Origin of the sequence: Cupriavidus sp. SS-3, assembly GCF_035818815.1 — a bacterium.
GTDB lineage: Bacteria > Pseudomonadota > Gammaproteobacteria > Burkholderiales > Burkholderiaceae > Cupriavidus > Cupriavidus taiwanensis_C.
Genome location: NZ_JAYLVT010000010.1, coordinates 137,880 through 159,850, shown reverse-complemented (window position 1 = coordinate 159,850; position 21,971 = coordinate 137,880). Strand labels below are relative to the sequence as shown.

General features: G+C 68.7%; 23 protein-coding genes. 12 read left to right on the top strand and 11 right to left on the bottom strand.

All coding sequences use genetic code 11. From position 1 onward, the window contains the following. The first annotated feature begins 119 nt into the window (after positions 1 to 119). The 5 genes from U9J39_RS17250 to U9J39_RS17230 are packed head-to-tail and all read left to right on the top strand — an operon-like array spanning position 120 to position 4,708. On the top strand, positions 120 to 1,715 hold the full coding sequence (locus U9J39_RS17250; RefSeq protein WP_326347608.1) for a flavin-containing monooxygenase: 1,596 nt from the start codon (positions 120 to 122) through the stop codon (positions 1,713 to 1,715). Positions 1,716 to 1,775: 60 nt separating this feature from the next. After that, the gene (locus tag U9J39_RS17245; RefSeq protein ID WP_326347606.1) at positions 1,776 to 2,666 is read left to right on the top strand and encodes an SDR family NAD(P)-dependent oxidoreductase; all 891 of its coding nucleotides are present in this window, start codon (positions 1,776 to 1,778) and stop codon (positions 2,664 to 2,666) included. After that, positions 2,663 to 3,625: an alpha/beta fold hydrolase gene (locus U9J39_RS17240; protein WP_326347605.1), complete on the top strand. Its 963-nt coding sequence runs from the start codon at positions 2,663 to 2,665 to the stop codon at positions 3,623 to 3,625. The genes U9J39_RS17245 and U9J39_RS17240 overlap by 4 nt, the downstream gene beginning before the upstream one ends. Positions 3,626 to 3,671: 46 nt before the next feature. Further along, complete coding sequence (locus U9J39_RS17235; protein WP_326347604.1) at positions 3,672 to 4,547, top strand: metal-dependent hydrolase; 876 nt, start codon at positions 3,672 to 3,674, stop codon at positions 4,545 to 4,547. Beyond that, positions 4,544 to 4,708 (top strand): rubredoxin, encoded by a 165-nt coding sequence (locus U9J39_RS17230; RefSeq protein ID WP_062796017.1) that lies wholly within the window; start codon positions 4,544 to 4,546, stop codon positions 4,706 to 4,708. Before U9J39_RS17235 ends, U9J39_RS17230 begins: the two co-directional genes overlap by 4 nt. Before the next feature lie 21 nt (positions 4,709 to 4,729). Here the strand turns inward: U9J39_RS17230 and U9J39_RS17225 are convergent, their stop codons facing one another. Continuing rightward, entirely contained in the window at positions 4,730 to 5,563 is an 834-nt protein-coding gene (locus U9J39_RS17225) for a MerR family transcriptional regulator (protein ID WP_115711470.1), read from the bottom strand. Between the two features lie 93 nt (positions 5,564 to 5,656). Between U9J39_RS17225 and U9J39_RS17220 the strand changes: the two genes are divergently transcribed. From U9J39_RS17220 to U9J39_RS17210, 3 genes are all read left to right on the top strand, one after another. Further along, on the top strand, positions 5,657 to 6,622 hold the full coding sequence (locus U9J39_RS17220; protein WP_326347603.1) for a LysR family transcriptional regulator: 966 nt from the start codon (positions 5,657 to 5,659) through the stop codon (positions 6,620 to 6,622). Positions 6,623 to 6,752: 130 nt separating this feature from the next. Continuing rightward, complete coding sequence (locus U9J39_RS17215; protein WP_326347602.1) at positions 6,753 to 7,739, top strand: Bug family tripartite tricarboxylate transporter substrate binding protein; 987 nt, start codon at positions 6,753 to 6,755, stop codon at positions 7,737 to 7,739. Positions 7,740 to 7,845: 106 nt separating this feature from the next. Continuing rightward, entirely contained in the window at positions 7,846 to 8,823 is a 978-nt protein-coding gene (locus U9J39_RS17210) for a M14 family metallopeptidase (RefSeq protein ID WP_326347601.1), read from the top strand. Positions 8,824 to 8,924: 101 nt separating this feature from the next. Here the strand turns inward: U9J39_RS17210 and U9J39_RS17205 are convergent, their stop codons facing one another. The 5 genes from U9J39_RS17205 to U9J39_RS17185 all read right to left on the bottom strand — a co-directional run bounded on the left by U9J39_RS17205 (position 8,925) and on the right by U9J39_RS17185 (position 12,905). Next, positions 8,925 to 9,467: an Sbal_3080 family lipoprotein gene (locus U9J39_RS17205; RefSeq protein ID WP_115711478.1), complete on the bottom strand. Its 543-nt coding sequence runs from the start codon at positions 9,465 to 9,467 to the stop codon at positions 8,925 to 8,927. A 142-nt stretch (positions 9,468 to 9,609) separates the two neighbouring features. After that, positions 9,610 to 9,810 (bottom strand): hypothetical protein, encoded by a 201-nt coding sequence (locus U9J39_RS17200; RefSeq protein ID WP_115711480.1) that lies wholly within the window; start codon positions 9,808 to 9,810, stop codon positions 9,610 to 9,612. Between the two features lie 31 nt (positions 9,811 to 9,841). Next, complete coding sequence (locus U9J39_RS17195; protein ID WP_326347600.1) at positions 9,842 to 10,423, bottom strand: OB-fold putative lipoprotein; 582 nt, start codon at positions 10,421 to 10,423, stop codon at positions 9,842 to 9,844. Between the two features lie 147 nt (positions 10,424 to 10,570). Beyond that, complete coding sequence (gene mnmE, locus U9J39_RS17190) at positions 10,571 to 11,998, bottom strand: tRNA uridine-5-carboxymethylaminomethyl(34) synthesis GTPase MnmE (RefSeq protein ID WP_115681351.1); 1,428 nt, start codon at positions 11,996 to 11,998, stop codon at positions 10,571 to 10,573. A gap of 91 nt (positions 11,999 to 12,089) precedes the next feature. After that, complete coding sequence (locus U9J39_RS17185; protein WP_326347599.1) at positions 12,090 to 12,905, bottom strand: CHAD domain-containing protein; 816 nt, start codon at positions 12,903 to 12,905, stop codon at positions 12,090 to 12,092. Between the two features lie 179 nt (positions 12,906 to 13,084). Between U9J39_RS17185 and U9J39_RS17180 the strand changes: the two genes are divergently transcribed. Beyond that, positions 13,085 to 13,522, top strand: a complete 438-nt coding sequence (locus U9J39_RS17180; protein WP_062796033.1) for a PaaI family thioesterase — start codon at positions 13,085 to 13,087, stop codon at positions 13,520 to 13,522. A 37-nt stretch (positions 13,523 to 13,559) separates the two neighbouring features. Further along, a complete protein-coding gene (locus U9J39_RS17175; protein WP_326347598.1) occupies positions 13,560 to 13,946 on the top strand; it encodes a VOC family protein in 387 nt (128 codons plus the stop codon). A gap of 31 nt (positions 13,947 to 13,977) precedes the next feature. On the opposite strand, the gene tam is transcribed toward U9J39_RS17175, so the two are convergent. The 5 genes from tam to rpmH form a co-directional block, all read right to left on the bottom strand. Then, entirely contained in the window at positions 13,978 to 14,748 is a 771-nt protein-coding gene (tam, locus tag U9J39_RS17170) for a trans-aconitate 2-methyltransferase (RefSeq protein ID WP_326347597.1), read from the bottom strand. A 306-nt stretch (positions 14,749 to 15,054) separates the two neighbouring features. Next, positions 15,055 to 16,725, bottom strand: a complete 1,671-nt coding sequence (gene yidC / locus U9J39_RS17165) for a membrane protein insertase YidC (protein ID WP_326347596.1) — start codon at positions 16,723 to 16,725, stop codon at positions 15,055 to 15,057. A gap of 21 nt (positions 16,726 to 16,746) precedes the next feature. Then, the gene (yidD, locus tag U9J39_RS17160) at positions 16,747 to 17,028 is read right to left on the bottom strand and encodes a membrane protein insertion efficiency factor YidD (RefSeq protein ID WP_326347595.1); all 282 of its coding nucleotides are present in this window, start codon (positions 17,026 to 17,028) and stop codon (positions 16,747 to 16,749) included. A 10-nt stretch (positions 17,029 to 17,038) separates the two neighbouring features. Next, positions 17,039 to 17,503 (bottom strand): ribonuclease P protein component, encoded by a 465-nt coding sequence (gene rnpA / locus U9J39_RS17155; RefSeq protein WP_115679023.1) that lies wholly within the window; start codon positions 17,501 to 17,503, stop codon positions 17,039 to 17,041. A 172-nt stretch (positions 17,504 to 17,675) separates the two neighbouring features. After that, complete coding sequence (gene rpmH / locus U9J39_RS17150; protein ID WP_008650850.1) at positions 17,676 to 17,810, bottom strand: 50S ribosomal protein L34; 135 nt, start codon at positions 17,808 to 17,810, stop codon at positions 17,676 to 17,678. Between the two features lie 817 nt (positions 17,811 to 18,627). Here rpmH and dnaA point away from each other — a divergent pair. Both dnaA and dnaN read left to right on the top strand, forming a co-directional pair. After that, a complete protein-coding gene (dnaA, locus tag U9J39_RS17145) occupies positions 18,628 to 20,373 on the top strand; it encodes a chromosomal replication initiator protein DnaA (protein WP_326347594.1) in 1,746 nt (581 codons plus the stop codon). Between the two features lie 368 nt (positions 20,374 to 20,741). Further along, entirely contained in the window at positions 20,742 to 21,857 is a 1,116-nt protein-coding gene (gene dnaN, locus U9J39_RS17140; RefSeq protein WP_012351345.1) for a DNA polymerase III subunit beta, read from the top strand. Positions 21,858 to 21,971: the final 114 nt, after the last annotated feature.

Genomic DNA, 21,971 nt, shown 5'->3' with positions numbered 1-21,971 from the left:
GCACACCGCAAAAATTAGAACCATCCTTCGATTCACGGCATTGACCACCCGCGCCGCGCTTCCTACGATGACATCCATCAATGTCACAATAAACACTGTCGTAAAGGTGAGGAGCGCGCATGAATGCACCCGCGGAGTTGCCGCCGGCGTTGTCGCAGCAATGGCCACAACAGGCACCCCCTGCCCCCGAGCACACCGACATCGCCATCATCGGCAGCGGCTTTGCCGGCCTGGGCATGGCGATCCGGCTGCGCGAGCGCGGCGAGCGCGATTTCCTGGTGTTCGAGAAGGCCGGCTCGGTCGGCGGCACCTGGCGCGACAACCATTACCCCGGCTGCGCCTGCGATGTGCAGTCGCACCTGTATTCCTTTTCCTTTGCGCCGAACCCGGACTGGTCGCGCATGTTCTCGACCCAGCCGGAAATCCGCGCCTACCTGGAAGACTGCACCGACCGCTTCGGCCTGCGCCCGCACCTGCGCCTGCACCATGAGCTGCGCCACGCGGCCTGGGACGAGTCCGCGCAGCTGTGGCGGCTGCAGATGGCCGACGGCAAGGTGGTGCGGGCGCGCGTGCTGGTGTCGGGCATGGGCGGGCTGAGCCGGCCGTCGTATCCCGACATCCCGGGGCTGGACACGTTCGAAGGCGAATGCTTCCACTCGCAGCACTGGAACCACGCCTATGCGCTGGGCGGCAAGCGCGTCGCCGTGATCGGCACCGGCGCCAGCGCGATCCAGTTCGTGCCGCAGATCGCCCCGCAGGTGGCGCAGCTGGACCTGTACCAGCGCACCCCGCCGTGGATCATGCCCAAGCCCGACCGCGAGGTCAGCGCCGCCGAGCGCTGGCTGTTCCGCCGCCTGCCGTTCACGCAGACGCTGGTGCGCACCGGCATCTACTGGATGCTGGAGTCGCGCGTGCTGGGCTTCGTGCTGCATCCGAAGATCATGAAGGTGGTCGAGCGCGTCGCGCGCCGCCATCTGGCGCGGCAGGTGCGCGACCCGGCGCTGCGCGCAACGCTGACGCCGGACTACACCATCGGCTGCAAGCGCGTGCTGATCTCCAACGACTACTACCCGGCGCTCACGCGCGCCAACGTCGACGTGGTCACCACCGGCATCGCCCGCGTAGAGCGCGACGCGGTGGTGCTGCGCGACGGCACGCGCCGGCCGGCGGACTGCATCATCCTCGGCACCGGCTTCCATGCCACCGACCCGCTGCCGCGCGGCGTGATCGCCGGCATCGGCGGCGTCGACCTGGTCGATGCCTGGCGCGACGGCGCGCAGGCCTACCTTGGCACCACGGTCGCGGGCTTTCCCAACCTGTTCTTCGTGGTCGGGCCCAACACCGGCCTGGGCCACAGCTCGATGGTGTTCATGATCGAGTCGCAGGTGGCCTATATCGCCGACGCGCTGCGCCAGATGCGCCGCGACGGCGTGCAGGCGGTGGACGTGCGCGAACCGGTGCAGCGCCGCTTCAACGAACGGCTGCAGGCGCGCCTGGGCCATGCGATCTGGTCGGCCGGCGGCTGCGCCAGCTGGTACATCGACCCGCGCAGCGGCCGCAACACCACGCTGTGGCCGGGCTTCACCTGGCAGTTCCGCCGCGCCACCGCCAGCTTCCGCATGACCGACTACGACCTCTACCCGGTGCGCCGCGCCGTGCCGGACGAGGCCCCGAGGCAGCCGGCGGCCGACATCGCCACCGCCGCGGGTGCGTGACGCATGCACCTTTCCCCGATTTCACCCAGAACAACGATACACACCGGAAGGAGACCGGACATGAAGGACTTCCGCAACAAGGTTGCCGCGATCACCGGCGCCGGCTCGGGCATCGGCCGCGCACTGGCACTGGCGCTGGCGCGCGAGGGCTGCCAGCTGGCGCTGTCGGACCGCAACGAGGCCGGGCTGGCGCAGACCGTGGCGCAGGCCATGGCCGCGGCACCGCAAGCCCGCATCAGCCAGCACACCGTCGACGTGGCCGACCGCGCCGCGGTCTATGCGTGGGCCGCGGCCGCCGCCGACGCGCACGGCCGCATCAACCTGATCTTCAACAACGCCGGCGTGGCGCTGTCCAGCACGGTCGAGGGCATGAGCTACGACGACCTGGAATGGATCATCGGCATCAACTTCTGGGGCGTGGTGTATGGCACCAAGGCGTTCCTGCCCTACCTGAAGGCCAGCGGCGACGGCCACGTGGTCAATACCTCGAGCATCTTCGGCATCTTCGCCCAGCCCGGCATGGGCGCGTACAACGCCAGCAAGTTCGCGGTGCGCGGCTTTACCGAATCGCTGCGGCAGGAGCTGGACCTGATGGACTGCGGCGTGTCGGCCACCACCGTGCACCCCGGCGGCATCAAGACCAATATCGCGCAGGCCAGCCGGGTCTCGGCCAGCGTCAACGGTTTCCTGGTGCGCGACGCGCAGCACGGCAAGGACGAGTTCGAGAAATTCTTCATCACCTCGCCCGACAAGGCCGCGCGCGTGATCCTGGAGGGCGTGCGGCGCAACCGCCGGCGCGTGCTGATCGGGCCGGACGCCTACGCCGCCGACGCCATGGCGCGGCTGCTGCCCGCCGCCTACCAGTCGCTGGTGGTGCGCGAGACGCGGCGCAAGCGCGATCTGGGCAACGTGGTGGCGCCCGCACCGGTGGGCCAGGGAGAGCGTCCATGAGCCGCCTGGCGATGGATGCGGACGCCGCACTGCTGGCGCCGCCGGGCGCGCTGACGCGCTGGTTCGGGCAGGGCCGCGTGGGGCTGTTCAGCCTGTCGCGCGCGACGCTGGCGCAGCGCCATGCGCTGCCGGCCTCGCGCTGGGTGCGCGTGCTCGATGCGATGGTGCACTACACCGACGAAGGCCCCGCCGACGGCGACACCGTGGTGCTGATCCACGGCTTCGGCGCGTCGCTGCATACGTGGCAGGGCATCGTGCCGGCGCTGGCGCAACGCTATCGCGTGCTGCGGCTGGACCTGGCCCCGTTCGGGCTGACCGGGCCGCTGCGCGATGGGCGCGGGCGCATCGAGACCATGGACGTGCACCGCTACCGCGACTTCATCGATGCCTTCCTGGCGGCGCTGCAGGTGCGCCGCGCCAGCGTCATCGGCAACTCGCTGGGCGGGCTGATCGCGTGGGACCTCGCGGTGCGCCGGCCCGGTGCGGTCGACAAGCTGGTGCTGATCGATGCCGCCGGCTTTCCGATGAAGCTGCCGGTCTATATCGACCTGTTCCGCCATGCGCCGGTGCGGTGGTCGGCGCCGTGGCTGCTGCCCGAGTGCATCATCCGCGCCGCCACGCGCGACGTCTACGGCGACGCCGCGCGCGTGCCCGAAGCCACCTTCCGACGCTACGTGGACTTCTTCTATGCCGAAGGCAGCCGCGAGGCGGTCGGCAAGATGGTGCCGAAGCTCGACTTCGCCCAGCTCGACACCCACCTGCTCGGCAGCGTGCGGGCGCCCACGCTGGTGCTGTGGGGCGAGCGCGACCGCTGGATCCCGCCGGCGCACGCACAGGCCTTCGCCGAGCGCATCCCCGGCGCGCAGCTGCGCCGCTACGCGGGGCTGGGCCACGTGCCGATGGAAGAAGACCCGCACCGCGTGGCCGCAGACCTGCTGCCATTCCTGGACCGCCAATGAATCGCGCCGGCGCCGCGCGCGCCGGCTGTCACCCAAGGAGACCGCCATGATGCCAGTCCGCCGCGACGTGCATCCCCACCTGCCGCCGGAGCGCATCAGCGACTGGCACGAGCGGGGCCGCCACGTCACCCATTTCCTCAACACGCTGTCGATCTTCTTCCCGGCCGGCGAGCGCTTCTTCATGGACAGCGTGCGCAACTACCGCGACCAGGTGAAGGATCCCGAGCTGAGCCGCGCCATCGCCGGCTTTATCGGCCAGGAAGCGATGCACACGCGCGAGCACATCCTCTACAACCGGCTGATGGAAGATGCCGGGCTGCCCGCCGCGGCGCTGGACCGGGCGGTGTGGAAGCTGCTGGACCTGCTGCGCAAAATCCTGCCCAGGTCATGGCAGCTGGCGCACACCATCGCGCTGGAGCACTACACCGCGATGCTGGCCGGCGGCGTGCTGAAGGACGTGCGCCACCTCGGCGCGAACTCGCAGGCCGGTTACCGGCAGGTGTGGACCTGGCACGCGCTGGAGGAAACCGAGCACAAGGCGGTGGCCTACGACGTCTGGAACACGGTGATGAAGCCTGGCCCGTACCGCTACTTCGTGCGCACCTTCACCATGCTGACCACCACGGTGACGTTCTGGGCCATGGTGTTCGTGTTCCATATCGCGCTGGTGCTGGGCGACAAGGGCTGCCGCAACAAACTGAGCGGGTTTGGCACCGCGCTGCGTTTTTTGTGGGCCGCGCCGGGCGCGCTGCCGCGCATGATCCCGGAGTGGCTCAGCTATTTCCGCCCCGGCTTCCATCCCTGGGACGACGACAACCGCGCCGAGCTGGCCCGCATCGATCCGCTGGTCCAGGAGATCGAAGACACCGCGCGCGCCGCCGGCGTCTCCACCCGGGCGCCTTCGCTGCGGGGGGCGGCATGACGATCTGGCAGTGCCGCATCTGTGGATTCGTCTATGAAGAAGCGCTTGGCATGCCCGAGCACGGCATCGCGCCCGGCACACCGTGGGGCGCGGTCCCGCCGGAATGGAGCTGCCCGGACTGCGGCATGGCGAAAGCGGATTTCGACATGGTTGCGGTATAGGCGGCAATGGGTGGATGAGGGCTAAGGCTTGGCGCCCCCGCCCTCTTCATCGTGCAGATGCTCGATGATCGCCGCCACCCGGTCCCCCAGGTACTTGTTGGCCGAGATCTCCAGCGCCCGCATCATCTCGGTCTCGGCCATCACCAGCGCCAGCGGGCGGATGCGCCACAGGATGTCCACCAGTCGCGGCACGTCCTGCGGCGGCGGCAGCTTGCCAACGCCAAAGCGGTCCAGCTCGCGCACCACGGTGGCGACGATCTGGTCCGACACCGCCTGGAAATGCCCGCGTGACTGCGCGATGATTTCCAGCACGTCTTCCAGCGCAAAGCCCGCGTGGGCGATCTCGGCCCCGGCGGCCAGCGCGCGCGGGCTGCGTGCCAGGTAGCCCAGCCCGTCCGGTTCCAGCAGCCCCAGCGAGATCGCCTTGGCCAGCGCGGGGCGCGAGATCGCCCTTCCGAACAGCCGCGCCAGCGCCAGGTAGGAATAGTGGCGCGGGGTCTCGTTGGTCCACGGGCTGCTGATCGCGGTTTCCAGCCCAAGGATGGAGCGCAGGTCATGCCCTTCGACGATGGCCTTGAGCAGTTCGGTGATATTGGCCAGCGTGTAGCCGCGCGCCAGCAGGTGGTGGATCAGCTTGAGCCGTCCCAGGTGCGCCTGCGTGTAGATGCCCACGCGCCCGCGCCGCTGCGGCGGGTCGATCAGGCCGCGGTCCTGGTACGAGCGCACGTTGCGCACCGTGGTGCCGGCCACGCGCGCCAGTTCGTCGATGGTGTATTCCGGTGCGGGCGGCGGTCCGGCTGCGGCGGACCCCGGGCGGGACGGAGGCGAGGGTTGGCGGCGCCGGGTCAGTGTCATGCCAAAAATTCTAACCGAGGAACGCGGCCGCCAAAGTGGCGGCGGGTTTTGCCGATAATGAAGGCATTGCCCCCAACCCTGACCGCCGTTTCCATGCATATCCGCTGGCTCGAAGACTTCGTCTGCCTGGCCCAGGCCGGCAGCCTCGCGCGCGCCGCCGAGCTGCGCAACGTGACCCCGCCCGCCTTTGGCCGGCGCATGCAGGCGCTGGAGGTCTGGGCCGGCGCCCCGCTGATCGACCGCAGCGCCTTCCCGGTGCGGCTGACCGCCGAAGGGCGCCAGTTCCTGGAAGCGGCGCAGAGCGCGCTGCGCACCCTCGATGACACCCGCCTGGCGCTGCGCGCCGCCCATCGCGCCGACGCCAGCACCGTGACCATTGCCACCGGCAAGACGCTGGCGCGCTCGATGGTGCCGGCCTGGCTCGCGGGCCTGCGCGAGGCGCTGCGCCAGGATCCCGCCGCGGCGGGCTTCCGCACGCGCCTGTCGACCTTCCCGATGCACGACGCGCTGGCGATGTTCGCCGAGGGCGATGCCGACTTCCTGCTGTGCTACAGCCCGCCCGACCTGCCGGTGATGCTGGACGACGCGCGCTACCAGTTCCACCTGGCCGGCGTGGAGCGGCTGGTGTGCGTCAGCGCGGCCGACGCGCGCGGCGCGCCGCTGCACCGGCTGGGGACGGGCAAGGTCGCCGGCAAGACCGCGCCCGCGCCGGTGCCGATGATCGCCTACGCCGAGACCCTGACGCTGGGCCGCATGGTCAACCAGGAGATCGCGCGCCGCAAGCTGGCGCCGCGCCTGGACGTGATCGCGGTCAGCGACTTTGCCGAGTCGGTGCACGAGATGGTGCGCCAGCGCATGGGCCTGGCGTGGCTGCCGGCGCGGCTGATTGCCGACGACCTGCGCGATGGCCGGCTGGTGCGCGCCATCTACGCCGCGCGCGGGCACGACGGTGGCGACGGCGGCGACCTGGCGCTCGACATCCGCCTGTACCGCCCGCGCGCGCCGATGCGGCCGCTGGCCGAGGCCTTCTGGCAGGCGGCGGTGCAGGCGCCCCGCTGAATCGTCCCCCGCGCTGGTATTGCCGCCATTGCCGAATCGGCAACCGGGGTTGCCAAAGCCGCACGCCGCGCCGGTCCCGCGCTTCTAACATCGGTCCACAACCATGATTCCGGGACCCCGAGCCAATACCATGAAGACCACCCTGCGCGCGGCCGCTGCCGCACTCTGCCTTGCCGCTTGTGCCGGCGCCGTTTCCACTGCCGCCGCCGCGACCGATGCCTGGCCAAGCAAGCCGATCACGCTGGTGGTGGGCTACACCGCCGGCGGCAGCGTCGACCTGGTGGCCCGCACCATCGCCCCGGAACTGGGCAAGCGCCTGGGCCAGAGCGTGGTGATCGAAAACCTGGGCGGCGCCGGCGGCACTATCGGCGCGTCCAAGGTGGTCAAGGCCGAGGCCGATGGCTACACGCTGCTGATGGGCTCGGGCAGTGAAGTGTCGATCGCGCGCCTGACCAACCCGGCGGTGCGCTATGACGGCGAGAAGGACCTGGCGCCGGTGACCTTTGTCGGCACCCAGCCGATGGTGCTGGTCGGCAAGCCCGGCCTGCCGGCCAAGAACGCCGCCGAGCTGATCGCGCTGGCCAAGGCCCAGCCGGGCAAGCTGGCCTACGCCTCGTCCGGCGTCGGCACCCCGCTGAACCTGGCGGGCGAGCTGATCAAGCAGCAGGGCCAGGTCAATATCACCCATGTGCCCTACAAGGGCGCTTCGGCCATGGCGACCGACCTGCTCGGCGGTCAGATCGACCTGGCGGTGATGGTGCTGTCGTCGGCGCTGCCGCATATCCAGGCCAACCGCGTGCAGGCCTACGGCGTGACCGGCGCCAAACGCTCGCCGGTGGCGCCGAACGTGCCGGCGCTGGCCGAGACGCCGGCGCTCAAGGGGGTGGACATGGGCGTCTGGTTCGGCCTGATGGGCCCCGCCAAGCTGCCGCAGCCGGTGGTGGCGCGCCTGAACACCGAGATGCAGGCCGTGCTGGAGATGCCGGACGTAAAGAAGAAGCTGGCCGAGGCCGGCGTGGAAGTGGCGCCCGCCAATCCGGCGCAGTTCGGCAGCTTTATCAAGCGCGAGACCGGGCGCTATCGCACCATCGTGCAGACGGCGGGGATCCAGCAGTAAGGGGGATGGCGAGGCGGCACCGCTCCTTGCCGCCTGCACACTCCCTGTCCCTATCACATGACCCGGCAGGCACCGACCTGCCAGGCACCCTGAACGCACCGACTCCATGACCCGCCAGCCCACCGCACCCTTCGAAGCCTACCCCGTCGACGTCGCCTTCCCCGACATCCGCCCCTACGCCGCCGGCAACACCGGCATCCCCTACCTCTACACCTTCGACAGCGGCCAGCCCGGCCCGCACGTGATGGTCAACGCGCTGACCCACGGCAACGAGGTCTGCGGCGCCATCGCCGTCAAGGCGCTGCTGGACCACGGCCTGCGCCCGCGCCGCGGCCGCCTGACGCTGGCCTTTGCCAACGTCGATGCGTACCATCGCTTCGATCCCGCCAGCCCGGATGCCTCTCGCTTCGTCGACCAGGACTTCAACCGGGTCTGGACCGCCAAGGTGCTCGATGACGCCGGCCTCGATTCCTCGGAACTGCGCCGCGCACGCGCCATGCGCCCGGTGATCGATACCGTCGACCTGCTGCTGGACCTGCACTCGATGCATGAGAAGAGCCGGCCGCTGATCGTCTCCGGCCCGCTGGACAAGGGCATCGCCCTGTCGCGCGCGCTGGGTGCGCCGGCCGATGTGATCGTCGACGAAGGCCATCCGGAAGGCCGCCGCATGCGCGACTACGATGGCTTTGGCGATGCCGCCAGCCCGCGCAACGCGCTGCTGATCGAATGCGGCCAGCACTGGGAGCCCGCCGCCGTGACGGTGGCGCAGGACAGTACCGCGCGCTTCCTGCTGCATGCCGGCATCGTCGACGCAAGCGACCTGCCGGCCGGCTGGCTGCAGCCGCTGACCGCCGCGCAGCGCGTGGTGCGCGTGACCGAGCCGGTGGTGGCCACCAGCATGGACTTCCGCTTTGCCGGCCCCTACACCGGGCTGGAGACCTTTACCGAGGCCGGGACCGTAATCGGCTGGCGCGACGGCGAGCCGGTGGTGACGCCGTATCCGGATTGCGTGCTGGTGATGCCGTCGCTGCGCCAGTTGCGCCGGGGCGTGACCGTAGTGCGCCTGGGCCGGCTGGAACGCTGACCCGGATACGCTGGGCCGGGCGCGGCTGCGCCCGGCAGGATGCGGTGCACAGGCTCATGGCGCGGCCCTCCGGTTGACTGTAGGTGGGGTAAGCGGAAGGGCTAGGCGGCCGGCGCGGGCGCCGTGTCCTCCGGCGGCGGAGGCGGCAGCATGCCGGGGAACAGCTGCTCGACCAGTTCATCGAGCTTGGACGACGGCTGCACGAAGTTGCTCAGGTTCAGCCCGCCGGCGCTGCGGTTGGCGTTGTAGATGGCCTTGCCGACCCGGTCGCCATTGAGAAACACGGTGATGTCGGCGTTGTTCAGGTAGGTGTTCCAGAACCAGGCGCCGCGCGCGGTGTACAGCGCCACCATCGGGCACGATGCGATCGAGGTCTGCGCCTGCAGCACCTTCACCTCGAAATTGCGCCGGCGCAGCGACGACAGGAAGTTCTCGACAAAGTCATTGCCGCTGACCGGGTTCACCACCACGCACAGCAGCGTGCCGTGGGCGCCGTAGTTGCCCAGCGGGCCGCCGCCGGCCGGGAGCTGGAACGCGACAACGGGATCGGTGGGGTCAAGGCGGTCGACCGGCGTCACGGCCTGGTAGGTCGAGCAGCCGGTGAGCAGCAGGCCCACGCAGGCCGCCAGCAGTGCATGGTTCATGGAATGTCCTGGAGGGCTGGGCGGCGCGCCACGACAAGGCGCAATGGCCACCGCATACCTTCACACTGTAGGCGCCGGCAGGCCAATCCAATCGGCCGAACAGAAGCGCAAACCGGCCGCTTCTGGCGTGGCGGATGGCGCCTCAGCCGCCCGCGCCGCCCTGCGCCAGCCGGCCCACCAGCACCAGGCAGAGCGCGGCCAGGCACACACCGACCACCGCCACCTGCACGCGCGTCACGGGTTTGCCGCCGAGCAGCGTCTGGCTGAGCCAGGCGGGCGAGATCACGCCGACGACGGTCGCCACCATGACCAGGATGGCAAGGACGGACAGCACGGATTGCATGGCAGGTAACTCCGGAATCGACGGGGTTCGATCAGTTGGCGCCGCCGCGCAGCAGGCAATCGCGCAGCAGCGGCATGCCGTCGGCCAGGCCGGCGCCGTTGCACTCCACCGCCACCTTCTGGCCGCGCCGCACCATGGTGGCGCGCGCTTCCACTTCGCACTCGCGCCCGGCCGGGCCGCAGATCTGGCGCGGCAGCAGCAGCGCGCGCACATTGGCGCCCGGGTCGTTGGTGCGGATGTCGACAAAGACCTGCTCGCCCTCGCGGCGGATGCCGCTGGCCACGCCTTCGACGATCAGGTACTGGTCCAGGTAATTGCGATCCGCTTGCGCGGCATTGTCGCGGTACGCCTTCAGCAGCGCATCGGCCTGCAGTTGCGGCAGGCGGTCGGCGGGGCGTTGCGGGTCGATGCTGACCGGGTCCAGCGTGCCGTTGCGCGGTACGCCGCGCACCTCGCTCGCCGGCACCGCGCTGGCCGCGGCCTGCGCATCGGCCGGCGTGTCGGGCACGGCACCGCCGACATCGTCGCGGCGGTCATTGCCGGCAAACCACAACATGCCAAGGACGGCCACGGCGACGATGGCAACGAGGATCTGCTGGGTGCGGTTCAACATCGGGAAGGTCCTGCGTAGTGAGAGCGGAGGGCGAAGGGCGAATTATGCGCCCTGCCTGCCGCAGAAGCGCGTACGGCGTCGGGAAACGCCGGCCACATCGCCTTGCCGCGTGGGCGGAGCCGTTGGGACACGCCGGCTTGCCTCACCCTACTTCCCAATACAAAACCGCGTAAAAATCGTCCCCAGCAGGTCATCGCTGGTGAACTCGCCGGTAATGCTGTTCAGGTGCTCCTGCGCCAGCCGCAGTTCTTCCGCGAACAGGTCCAGCGCCTGGGCCTGGCGCTGGCTTTGTTCGGCGGCCACGTCCAGGTGCGATTGCGCCTGCCGCAGCGCGGTCAGGTGCCGCTCGCGCGCGAGGAAGGTGCCTTCGTTGCCGGATTGCCAGCCCACCAGCCGCAGCAGTTCGCGGCGCAGCAGTTCGATGCCGGCGCCGGTGCGCGCCGAGATCCAGATCTCGGTCGGGTTGGGGCCGTTGGCGGCGACCACGTGCGGGCGGTTGCCGCCGAACATGACCTCGCCCACCGCGGGGGCCTTGTCGATCTTGTTGACCACGCGCACGATCGGCGCACCCGGCGGCAGCTGGCCGCTGAGCTTGTCGTCGATGGCGTCGTCGATCTCGGACAGGCCGTGGCGCAGGTAGTCGGTGGCGTCGACCAGATGCAGCACGATGTCGGCGCGGCGGATGGCGTCCCAGGTGCGTTCGATGCCGATGCGCTCGACTTCGTCGGTGGCTTCCTCGCGCAGGCCGGCGGTGTCGATGATATGCAGCGGGATGCCGTCGATCTGGATGGTCTCGCGCACGCGGTCGCGCGTGGTGCCGGCGATCGGCGTGACGATGGCCAGTTCCGCGCCGGCCAGCGCGTTCAGCAGCGACGACTTGCCCACGTTGGGCTGGCCCGCCAGCACCACCGACAGCCCCTCGCGCAGCAGCGCGCCCTGGCGCGCCTGCGCCAGCACCGCGCCAAGTTCATCGCGGATGGTGGCAAGCTGGCCGCGCGCGTCGGACTGCTCCAGGAAATCGATCTCTTCCTCGGGGAAATCCAGCGTGGCCTCCACCAGCATGCGCAGGTGGATGACCTTGTCCACCAGCTGGCGGATGGCGTTGGAGAACTCGCCCTCCATCGAGCGCGCGGCCGAGCGCGCCGCGGCCTCGGTGCTGGCTTCGATCAGGTCGGCCACGGCCTCGGCCTGGGCCAGGTCGAGCTTGTCGTTGAGGAAGGCGCGGCGCGTGAACTCGCCGGGTTCGGCCAGGCGCAGGCCGATGCCGTCGCCGGCCTGCAGGCAGCGCGTCAGCAGCATCTGCATCACCACCGGGCCGCCGTGGCCCTGCAGCTCCAGCACTTCCTCGCCGGTATAAGAGTTGGGCGCCGGGAAATACAGTGCCAGGCCGTGGTCGATGACCTTGCCGTTGCCATCGAGAAACGGCAGGTAGGTGGCGTGGCGCGGCTTCAGTGCCTGGCCGCAGACGGCGCGCATCACGGGGCCGACATCGGGGCCGGACACGCGCACCACGCCGATGCCGCCGCGGCCGGGCGCGGTGGCGATGGCGGCAATGGGAAGCTGGGGAGCAGTCATGGCGGTATTGTCGCAGATCGGGTGCGGTTGGCGTGGCACGCGCGGGAACGCGCTGGAACGCTATGGCGGGCCGCCATGGCTGGCGGGACGGTCAGCTGGCGCCGGGCAACGGCGGCGCCTCGTCCGGCATCGCCTGCAGGTCCAGGCACTCGGCCATCAGGCGGCGCGCGACGATGCCGTCGACCTGCCGGCCCAGCCGGGCCTGCCGCTTGACCAGCTTGCCGTGCAGGCGCCTGGTATAGCGCGCCGGCAGCACCGGCGCCAGCGCTTCGATCACGTAGCGCAGACGCTTGCCGGCGATGCGCTGCGCGTGCACCGCGGCGGGATCGCCCTTGCGGGCATGCCGGGCCAGTGCCCGTAGCTGCTTGCGGCCGCGGCGCACGCGCCGGCGCGCAAAGGTGGCCAGGCGGGCGTCGTCGCCGCGGGCGCGCGCGGCGAGTTGCGCCAGGTGCGCAAGGTCGCGATGCAGCGCGGGCAGTGGCCAGTCGCGGTAAGTGGCCAGTGTCGCCAGCATCGCGGCGCGCGCGGTCTCGCGGCGCTGCCGGGCGGTGTCTGCGATGGCGGCCAGTATCGTGTCTTGCGGCTCCAGTTCGCGGGCCGGGCCGATGGTCTCGGCCAGGAACACATCCCAGTCGCGCACCGTGGTGGTGGCGCGGGCCAGCGTGCGCAAGTCGCGCTTCCAGCGGTCGCGCTCCTGCCGCGGCAAGGCCGGGCCCATGGCCCACACGACCGCGCGCGCCCGGCGCAGGGCAATGCGCAGCTGGTGCAGGTCTTCCGGGTCGTCGCGGCGCTGCAGCGGGTCCAGGCACGCGTCGATGCGCGCCAGGCTGGCTTGCGCCAGCGCGGCAAAGGCTGCGGCGGGCCGCGCCTTGCGGCGCAGCTTGGGAGAATTGGCGTCGGCGTTCATGGCGGACTGCATGCGGTCAGGCGCGCACGCGGGACGCAGATGCCTTCAGTGTAGGCGACAGCACGCGCTTGGGCGGTATGCGGCGCCAGCGCCGCTTTGGCGGTTGACACGCCCTGTCCTTCAGGCTGGAATGCGCAGATTCGCCAGGACCAGCACCCCTGACCCACGAGGAAACCGCCATGACCACCGAACAGGAACGGCTTCTGCTGCGCGACACCATCGAGGCCGGCTTCCGCCAGGCCGCCTTCGTCAACGACGTCGGCATCGCGCTGGCCGACTGCGGGCCCGGCTGGTGCGAGTCCACGCTGGCCATCACGGCGCGCCACCTGCAGCACGGCGGCATCGTCCACGCGGGCGTGCAGGCCACCATGGCCGACCACACCGCCGGCGCGGCCGCATCCACCATCCTGGAAGCGGGCCAGCACGTGGTCACCGCGGAATTCAAGATCAACCTGCTGCGGGCCGTGCGCAGCGAACGGCTGCGCTGCCGGGCCGATGTGCTCAAGTCTGGCCGCTCCATCATCGTGGTCGAGGCCGACGTGTTTGCCGACGTCCACGGCGAATCCGTGCTGGTGAGCCGGCTCAACGCCACCATGAGCGTGCTGGACCTGGCCTGAGATCCTCTCTCTCCCATCTCGACAAAGGAAGCCACCCATGATCGACCACACCGGCGTCAGCGTCAGCGATTACGAGAAAAGCCGCGCCTTCTACCAGGCCGCGCTGGGCGCCATCGGCTACGTGCTGGACAAGGAGTTCCCGGCCAGCGTCACCGGCAGCACCGATGTCGCCGGCTTCGGCACGCCCGGCCATCCCGATTTCTGGATCCACAGCGGCACGCCCAACCAGCCGCCGGTGCACGTGGCGTTCCGCGTCGACAGCCGCGCGACCGTCGATGCGTTCCATCGCGCGGCACTGGCCGCGGGCGGGCGCGACAACGGCGCACCCGGCCTGCGCGCGCACTACCACCCCGACTACTACGGCGCCTTCGTGCTGGACCCGGACGGCCACAACATCGAGGCGGTCTGCCACAAGCCCGCTTGATGCGGATTAAGCGGCGGATTCAGCGGCGGGTTCAGCGCGTCGCCACGATAAACAGGCGCGGGAACGGCAGCAGCACCGAGCCGTCCGGCAGCGCCGGGTACGCGTTGGCGATCTCGGTCTGGTAGCGGGCCAGGTAGGCGGCACGCTCGGCCTCGTCCAGCGGCTGCAGGAACGGGCGCAGGCCGCTGCCCTTGAACCACTCCACCACCGCGGCCGGGCCACCGGCGAGCGGATGGTGATAGGTGGTCAGCCACACGTCCACGCGCTGGCACAGCGGGCGCAGCAGCTCGTAGTACCAGCGCGCCGGCGCGCGTTCGGCGCGGGCCTTGCTGGCGCCGGCAAGCTTGTCGGCCCACGGGCCTTCTGCCGCCACCCGGCGCATCAGCTGGTGCGCGGGTTCTTCCAGGTTGTCCGGCATCTGCACGGCAAGCGTGCCACCCGGGGAAAGCTTCGACACCAGTTCGGGAAACAAGCGGGCGTGGTCGGGCAGCCACTGCAGCACCGCGTTGGCGAGGATCACGTCGTACGGGCCGGGCTCGTCCCAGGCGCCGATGTCGGCCACGCGGAACTGCACGTCGGGCAGGCGCTTGCGCGCGGCGTCGATCATGTCCTGCGAGCTGTCCAGCCCGGTTACCGAGGCGCCGGCATAGCGCGCCAGCAGCACCTCGGTGGAGTTGCCGGGACCGCAGCCGATATCCACCGCGCTGCGCGCGATCTCGTTGGGAATGGCTGCCACCAGGTCACGGACCGGGCGGGTGCGTTCGTCTTCGAAGGCGACGTATTGGTGGGCGGACCAGCTCATGGGGATCTCCTGATATCGGGCGCAGGTCAGTAGGATACGCCTGCAGTAGCCGGCACCGCAGGCCGTAGCCAACACCGCATGAGCGCGGCTCCCCTCTCCCGCGAAGTGGGAGAGGGATGGGGGTGAGGGCCGGAGCTTCAACGAAGCAGCGCGCGTCGGTATGCCAGCGCCTGCCCTCACCCCCGGCCCCTCTCCCGCGCGCGTGAGAGAGGAGCAAACCGGTGGCAGGCACAGGCCATCGGTCGGGAAAAAACAAAAAGCCCGGCATCTCTGCCGGGCTTTCCATCACCGCATCTTGCAACAGGCTCAGCTCTTGGCCACCACGGCCGTCTTGCCCTTGCCCAGCATCCGGTTGATCTGCCACTGCTGCGCGATCGACAGGATGTTGTTCACCACCCAGTACAGCACCAGGCCGGCCGGGAAGAAGAAGAACATCACCGAGAACACCAGCGGCATGATCGTCATGACCTTGGCCTGCACCGGATCCGGCGGGGTCGGGTTCAGCTTGGTCTGCACGAACATCGACACGGCCATCACGATCGGCAGGATGTAGAACGGATCCGGCACCGACAGGTCCTTGATCCAGCCCAGCCACGGCGCGCCGCGCATTTCGACCGACGACAGCAGCACCCAGTACAGCGCGATGAACACCGGGATCTGGATCACGATCGGCAGGCAGCCGCCGAGCGGGTTGACCTTCTCGGTGCGGTACAGGCCCATCATCTCCTGGTTCATCTTCTGCGGGTCGTTCTTGTAACGCTCGCGGATCGCGGTCATGCGCGGCTGCAGGTCCTTCATCTTGCCCATGGACTTGTAGCTCGCCGCCGACAGCGGGAAGAACACCAGCTTGATCAGCACCGTCAGCGCGATGATCGACCAGCCCCAGTTGCCCAGGAAGCCGTGCAGCTTTTCCAGCAGCCAGAACAGCGGCTTGGCCAGGATGGTCAGCCAGCCGTAGTCCTTCACCAGTTCCAGGCCCGGGGCGATCTTCTCGAGCATGTGCTCTTCCTGCGGGCCGGCGAACAGGCGCGCATCGGTGCTCACGCTCGCGCCCGGGGCCAGTTCGCCCAGCGGCTGCTGCACGCCCACGCGGTACAGGTGCGGATCGATCTGCTGCACGTAGAAGCTGCGCTCCTTGCCGGTCTGCGGAATCCACGCCGAGGCAAAGTAGTGCTGCACCATCGCCACCCAGCCGTTATTGGCGGCGGCCGGCACGGTGGCCTTGCCCTTGGCGATGTCTTCGAAGTCGATCTTGTGGTACTTGTCGGCGTCGGTGTAGACCGCCGGACCGGTGAAGGTGCTGTAGAACTGCGACTGCTCGACCTTGCTGCCGTCGCGCGCCAGTTCCAGGTACAGCGTCGGCGAGATCGGCGCGGTGCCCGCGTTGGTCACGTCGAACTTGCTGTCGACCACGTAGCTGCCCTTGCGGAAGGTGTAGGTCTTGACCAGCTTCACGCCGTTCTTCTCGGCGCTCAGCACCACCTGCAGCTGCTCGGCGCCGTCCAGCGTGCGCGGGCCCGGGGCCGCGGTGAACAGCGTGGTGTGGTTGGGCAGGTCGCCGCCGATCAGGCCCGAGCGGGCCATGTAGGTGCGCACGTTGTCGCGCTCGAACAGCACCACCGGCTTGCCGTCCTTCTCATGCTCCTTGAGCAGCTCCAGGCGCGACACGATGCCGCCGGCGGTGTCGATCTCGGCGCGCACCGTGTCGGTGGTCACCACGATCTTCTCGCCGGTGGGCTGGGCCGCGGCCTGCGGCGCGGCGCCCGCGGCCGGCGCGGCTGCGCCCGGCTGGACGTTGGCCTTGGGCACGTCGCCCTGCGCGGCCGCGCCGCTGGCGGCCGGCGCCGAAGCGGCCTGCTGCTGCGTCGTGCTCGGGAAGAACATCGACGCATGGCCGTTGGCGCGCTGCCAGTTGTCGTAGAGCAGCACGAGGGACATCGAGAAGATGACCCAGAGGATGGTGCGTTTGATATCCATGTCTGGCTGTGGTCGGAAAAATCAGGGTCTGGGCAGACGGATTGCCACGGGCGCATGGCCTGTGGCGGCATGGACTGGCGGGTCTGCTTCCGTGCCCGGCACGGGATCATACCCGCCTTGGGCGAAAGGATGGCAGCGGCACAGCCGGCAGGCGGCCATCCAGCTCCCGCGCGCGGCGCCATGATGGACGATGGCGTCGCGCGCGTAGTCGGAACAGGTCGGCAGGAAGCGGCACTGCGAGCCCAGGTAAGGGCTGAGGGCGATCTTGTAGACGCGCAGCAGGGCTAGCAGGATTCGCTTCATGGCGGGGCGGTCAGGCTGGCTGGCCTGGTGGCTGGCTTGGCGAGGGGCTCGCCGGCGGCGCCGCGGTGGGCGGTGCCGGGGGCGAGGCAGGCGGCGCGGGCGGCGGCAGTGGCTTTGCCGCTACGTCGAGCAGGCTGGCGATTTCCGCCGCGCATGCCCTTCGGACCGCCGCGCGCGTGGCAAATTCCACGCGCGGGAACTTCGCTTGCAGGCGCAGCAGCACGTCGCGGCCCGCCAGTTGTTCACGGCGCTGGCGGAACAGCTCGCGCGCCATGCGCTTCACCAGGTTGCGCTCGGCGGCGCGCGGCGCGAACTTCTTGCCCACCACCACGCCCAGGCGGCCTTCCGGCCGGTCATTGGGGCGTACATAGAGCACGAAGTGGGTGCTGCGCCGCCGGGGCCGCAAAGCAAAAACGGATGAAAACTCATCCGTCTTTGTAAGCCTCGCGGCTTTGGGGAAGGCATGGGCTGACACGCTGGGTGACACTGGCAAGCGCTGGCAAATAAGACTGCTGGCGCGAAGCGGCGCCCTGCGGCAAGCTGCCGGCCGACCTGAAGCCGGGGCGGTGGGCATTGACGGCCGCGCGGCACGGCTGCGGTACGCTGCAGCCGGCGCCGGGCGCGCCGTCAGGCCGGTCGCCCGGGCCTCAGATGGCCAGGCGCTTGCGGCCCTTGGCGCGGCGAGCGTTGATGACGGCACGGCCGCCGCGGGTCTTCATGCGCACGCGGAAACCGTGGGTACGCTTGCGGCGGGTAACGGAAGGTTGGTAGGTACGTTTCATGTTGCACTCTCTGGTTGATCTTGGCTCGCCCGACTCCGGCCGGTGCCGGGGTGCCGTGGCCGCCGCGTATGGTTCGCATGGGGTTGCCGCTTGCGAGGGAACTGCAGCGGCGTGTCCGACGATTCTGGTTCTGTCTTAGCTGCCGGCCGAAGGGCGCGCGCTGCAGGCAGGTAGCCTGTGGGCGCGGACGGCACGGACAGGCCAGACCCGGCGATGCGCATACGTGATCCCCTGCCGCATCGCAGAACCCGCCATTTAAACGATTTTCCGCGACGCTGTCAAGGCGACAGTCAGTGTGCGACGGCACAATCACCACACCGCCTGGTGGCGCGTGGTGCGCCATTGTCCACAACGGCCAGTGGGTAACCGCTAGTGCCCAGAAGGACACCTCTAGGTCTGTCATCCACAGGCGAAGTCCCTGTTTTTCCTGAATCTTTGCCCGTTTCCCCACCCCGGAAACCCGCGTCGCAGCAGGGGTTGTGCACATCAATCCACTGCATTTGCACAAGTTGTCCACAGACTTATCCTTTGTGGATAACTCAGGGGCGGGGGTACAATCCGGGTCCAAACACAACACGGGCTGCGTGGCGCAGGCGCAACCCGGGCTCCCACCGCGGCAACGCATGACTTTACGCACGCCAGTGCGGCGAACCGGAAGGCTCGCTGGCGGCTGCATGGCATGCCGCGGCGGCCTCGACCGTGGGAATGGATTCCCAATAGAGCCGAGGCGGCCCGGATCACGCGGCGCATACGCCGCCCGTGGCGTACCCGGGCCGCCGGCAAGGCGGCAACGGGTGCGATTACTTAACAACAAACAATGCAAGATTTCTGGCAGGCGGCAGCCGCGCAACTCGAGCGCGAACTGACGCCGCAACAGTTCAAAACGTGGATCAAGCCGCTGGCGCCCGTTGCGTTCGATGAAGAAACGCATGCGCTGCGGATTGCTGCGCCCAACCGTTTCAAGCTCGACTGGGTCAAGAGCCAGTTTTCGGGGCGCATCACCGCCCTGGCCTGCGAATACTGGGAAGCGCAGGTCAGCGTCCAGTTCGTGCTCGATCCCGCCGCGTCGGGGCGTGCCGCTGCCTACATGCAGCCGGCCCAGCCCGGCATGGGCGCGGGCGGCATGGACCGCATGGAACATCACGCAGCACCGGGTACGGGCATGGGTGGCTATCCCGGCGCCCAGCCCGTCCAGCCGATGGGTGGCCAGGCCCCGTTTGCCATGCCTGGCCAGCCGGCGCAGCCCGGCTACGGCGAGTACCCCGGCGCGCCCGCGTATGGCATGGGCCAGCCGCAGTATGGCAACCCGGCCGGCATGCCCTCCGCCGCCCCGATTCCGGCCGGCGCGCGCGGCCAGGGCATGGGCCAGCACCACCCGCAGCACCACGCCGACCTCGGCGAGATCGACGTGGTCCAGATGGACCCCGCCGAAGCCAGCGCCCGCTCCTACCGCGCGCCGCAACAGGCGCAGCACGCGCATGCCGCGATGGGCAACGGCGCCACGCCGATGCCCGGCCACCAGCCCAGCGACACGGTCCATGAGCGCTCGCGCCTGAACCCGATCCTGACCTTCGACAACTTCGTCACCGGCAAGGCCAACCAGCTGGCGCGCGCCGCCGCCATCCAGGTCGCCAACAACCCGGGCAAGTCCTACAACCCGCTGTATCTCTATGGCGGCGTGGGCCTGGGCAAGACCCACCTGATCCACTCCATCGGCAACCACATGCTGATGGAGAACCCGCGCGCGCGTATCCGCTACATCCACGCCGAGCAATACGTGTCCGACGTGGTCAAGGCCTACCAGCGCAAGGCGTTCGACGAGTTCAAGCGCTACTACCACTCGCTGGACCTGCTGCTGATCGACGATATCCAGTTCTTCTCCGGCAAGAACCGCACGCAGGAAGAGTTCTTCTACGCCTTCGAGGCCCTGATTGCCAACCGGGCGCAGGTGATCATCACCAGCGATACCTACCCCAAGGAAATCACCGGCATCGACGACCGCCTGATCTCGCGCTTCGATTCCGGCCTGACCGTGGCGATCGAGCCGCCCGAGCTGGAAATGCGCGTGGCGATCCTGATGAAGAAGGCCGCTGCCGAGAACGTCAACGTTCCGGAAGAGGTCGCCTTCTTCGTCGCCAAGCACCTGCGCTCAAACGTGCGCGAGCTGGAAGGCGCGCTGCGCAAGATCCTGGCGTTCAGCAACTTCCACGGCAAGGACATCACCATCGAGGTGACGCGCGAAGCGCTGAAGGACCTGCTGACCGTGCAGAACCGCCAGATCTCTGTGGAGAACATCCAGAAGACCTGCGCGGATTTCTACAACATCAAGGTCGCTGACATGTATTCGAAAAAGCGGCCTGCCAATATTGCACGGCCGCGCCAGATCGCGATGTACCTGGCCAAGGAGCTGACGCAGAAGAGTCTGCCCGAGATCGGCGAACTCTTCGGCGGCCGCGACCACACCACCGTGCTGCACGCCGTGCGCAAGATTGCCGACGAACGCAGCAAGGATGCGCAGCTCAACCATGAGCTGCACGTGCTGGAGCAGACGCTCAAGGGCTGATCGCCGGCTGGTACCCGGGGCGGCTCCCGGGACGGCGTTTTGAAGGGCCAGCCCGCCGGGCTGGCATACTGTAGGGTGCGCGCCACGGACATCCCGTGGCGCCTGGGGAATTAACGTCAGCGTCGCCGGGGCAAGTGTCCGGAAAGTGGCCACTGATAAGGCTTTGCGGTGAGTCGGGACGGGATGGCAAGAACGGTTGGCGCCAGCGTGGCTTTTTGGGCACAGCTGGCCCGCCGGCCGGTCCCGCCCCGCTTCACCGCAGCGGCTTATCCTTGGTACAATGGCACATTAACTCCTTGATTCCTAAGTGAATTTGGAGTTGTTTGCGTTCTGCGGTCGCCGATTACAAACGACGAAGGATAAATTCAATGCAATTGGTCAAAACCTCGCGAGACAACCTGCTGCGTCCGCTGCAAATCGTGAGCGGCATCGTGGAGCGCCGCCACACCCTCCCGATCCTGGCCAACCTGCTGATTCGCAAGTCCGGGTCGAACGTATCCTTCCTGTCGACCGACATCGAAATCCAGATCACCACGCATGCGGAATGCGGCGTCGGCAATGACAGCGTCGCCACCACCGTGGCCGCGCGCAAGCTGCTCGACATCCTGCGCGCCATGCCCGACGGCGACGTCGCCCTGTCGCTCAACGACAAGCGCATGACCGTGCAATCCGGCAAGAGCCGCTTTGCCCTGCAGACGCTGGCCGCCGAAGAATTCCCGACCGTGGCCGAAGCCAGCGAATTCAACGCCAGCGTCAGCCTGCCGCAGAAGACCTTCAAGCACCTGCTGGCGATGGTCCACTTCGCCATGGCGCAGCAGGACATCCGCTACTACCTGAACGGCATGCTGCTGGTGGTGGAAGGCAAGAAGGTCATGGCAGTCGCCACGGACGGCCACCGCCTGGCGTACTGCGGCGTCGAGCTGGAAAACGAAGCGGCTGGTGTCGGCTCGCGCCAGGAAGTCATCATCCCGCGCAAGACCATCCTGGAACTGCAGCGCCTGCTGGAAGACAACGACGATCCGGTCACGGTGCAGCTGGCCGCCAACCAGGTCAAGTTCACGTTCGCCAATATCGAACTGATCTCCAAGCTGGTCGAAGGCAAGTTCCCGGACTTCCAGCGCGTGATTCCCAAGGGCTACAAGAACGCCTTCGCGATCGACCGCGTGCAGCTGCAGCAGGCGCTGCAACGCACCGCGATCCTGACCACCGACAAATTCAAGGGCGTGCGCTGCATCCTCGACACGCACATGCTCAAGATCAGCTCCACCAACGCCGACCAGGAAGAGGCGCAGGAAGAGCTGGAACTCGATTACTCGGGCGACGCGCTCGATATCGGCTTCAACGTGACCTACCTGCTCGACGTGCTTGCCAACCTGAAGACCGAGCAGGTGCAGGTCAGCCTCGGCGACTCGAATTCGAGCGCGCTGATCACCGTGCCGGACGACGACAACTTCAAGTACGTCGTCATGCCGATGCGCATCTGATGATCCGGTGACAGGACCTGTGCCACAACCAGCGCAGACAGCAACCGGAGCAGCAAACGGCACGCTACGACACCCGGCCCCGGCCGGTACGTCCAGGGGATGAATATCCCGCCG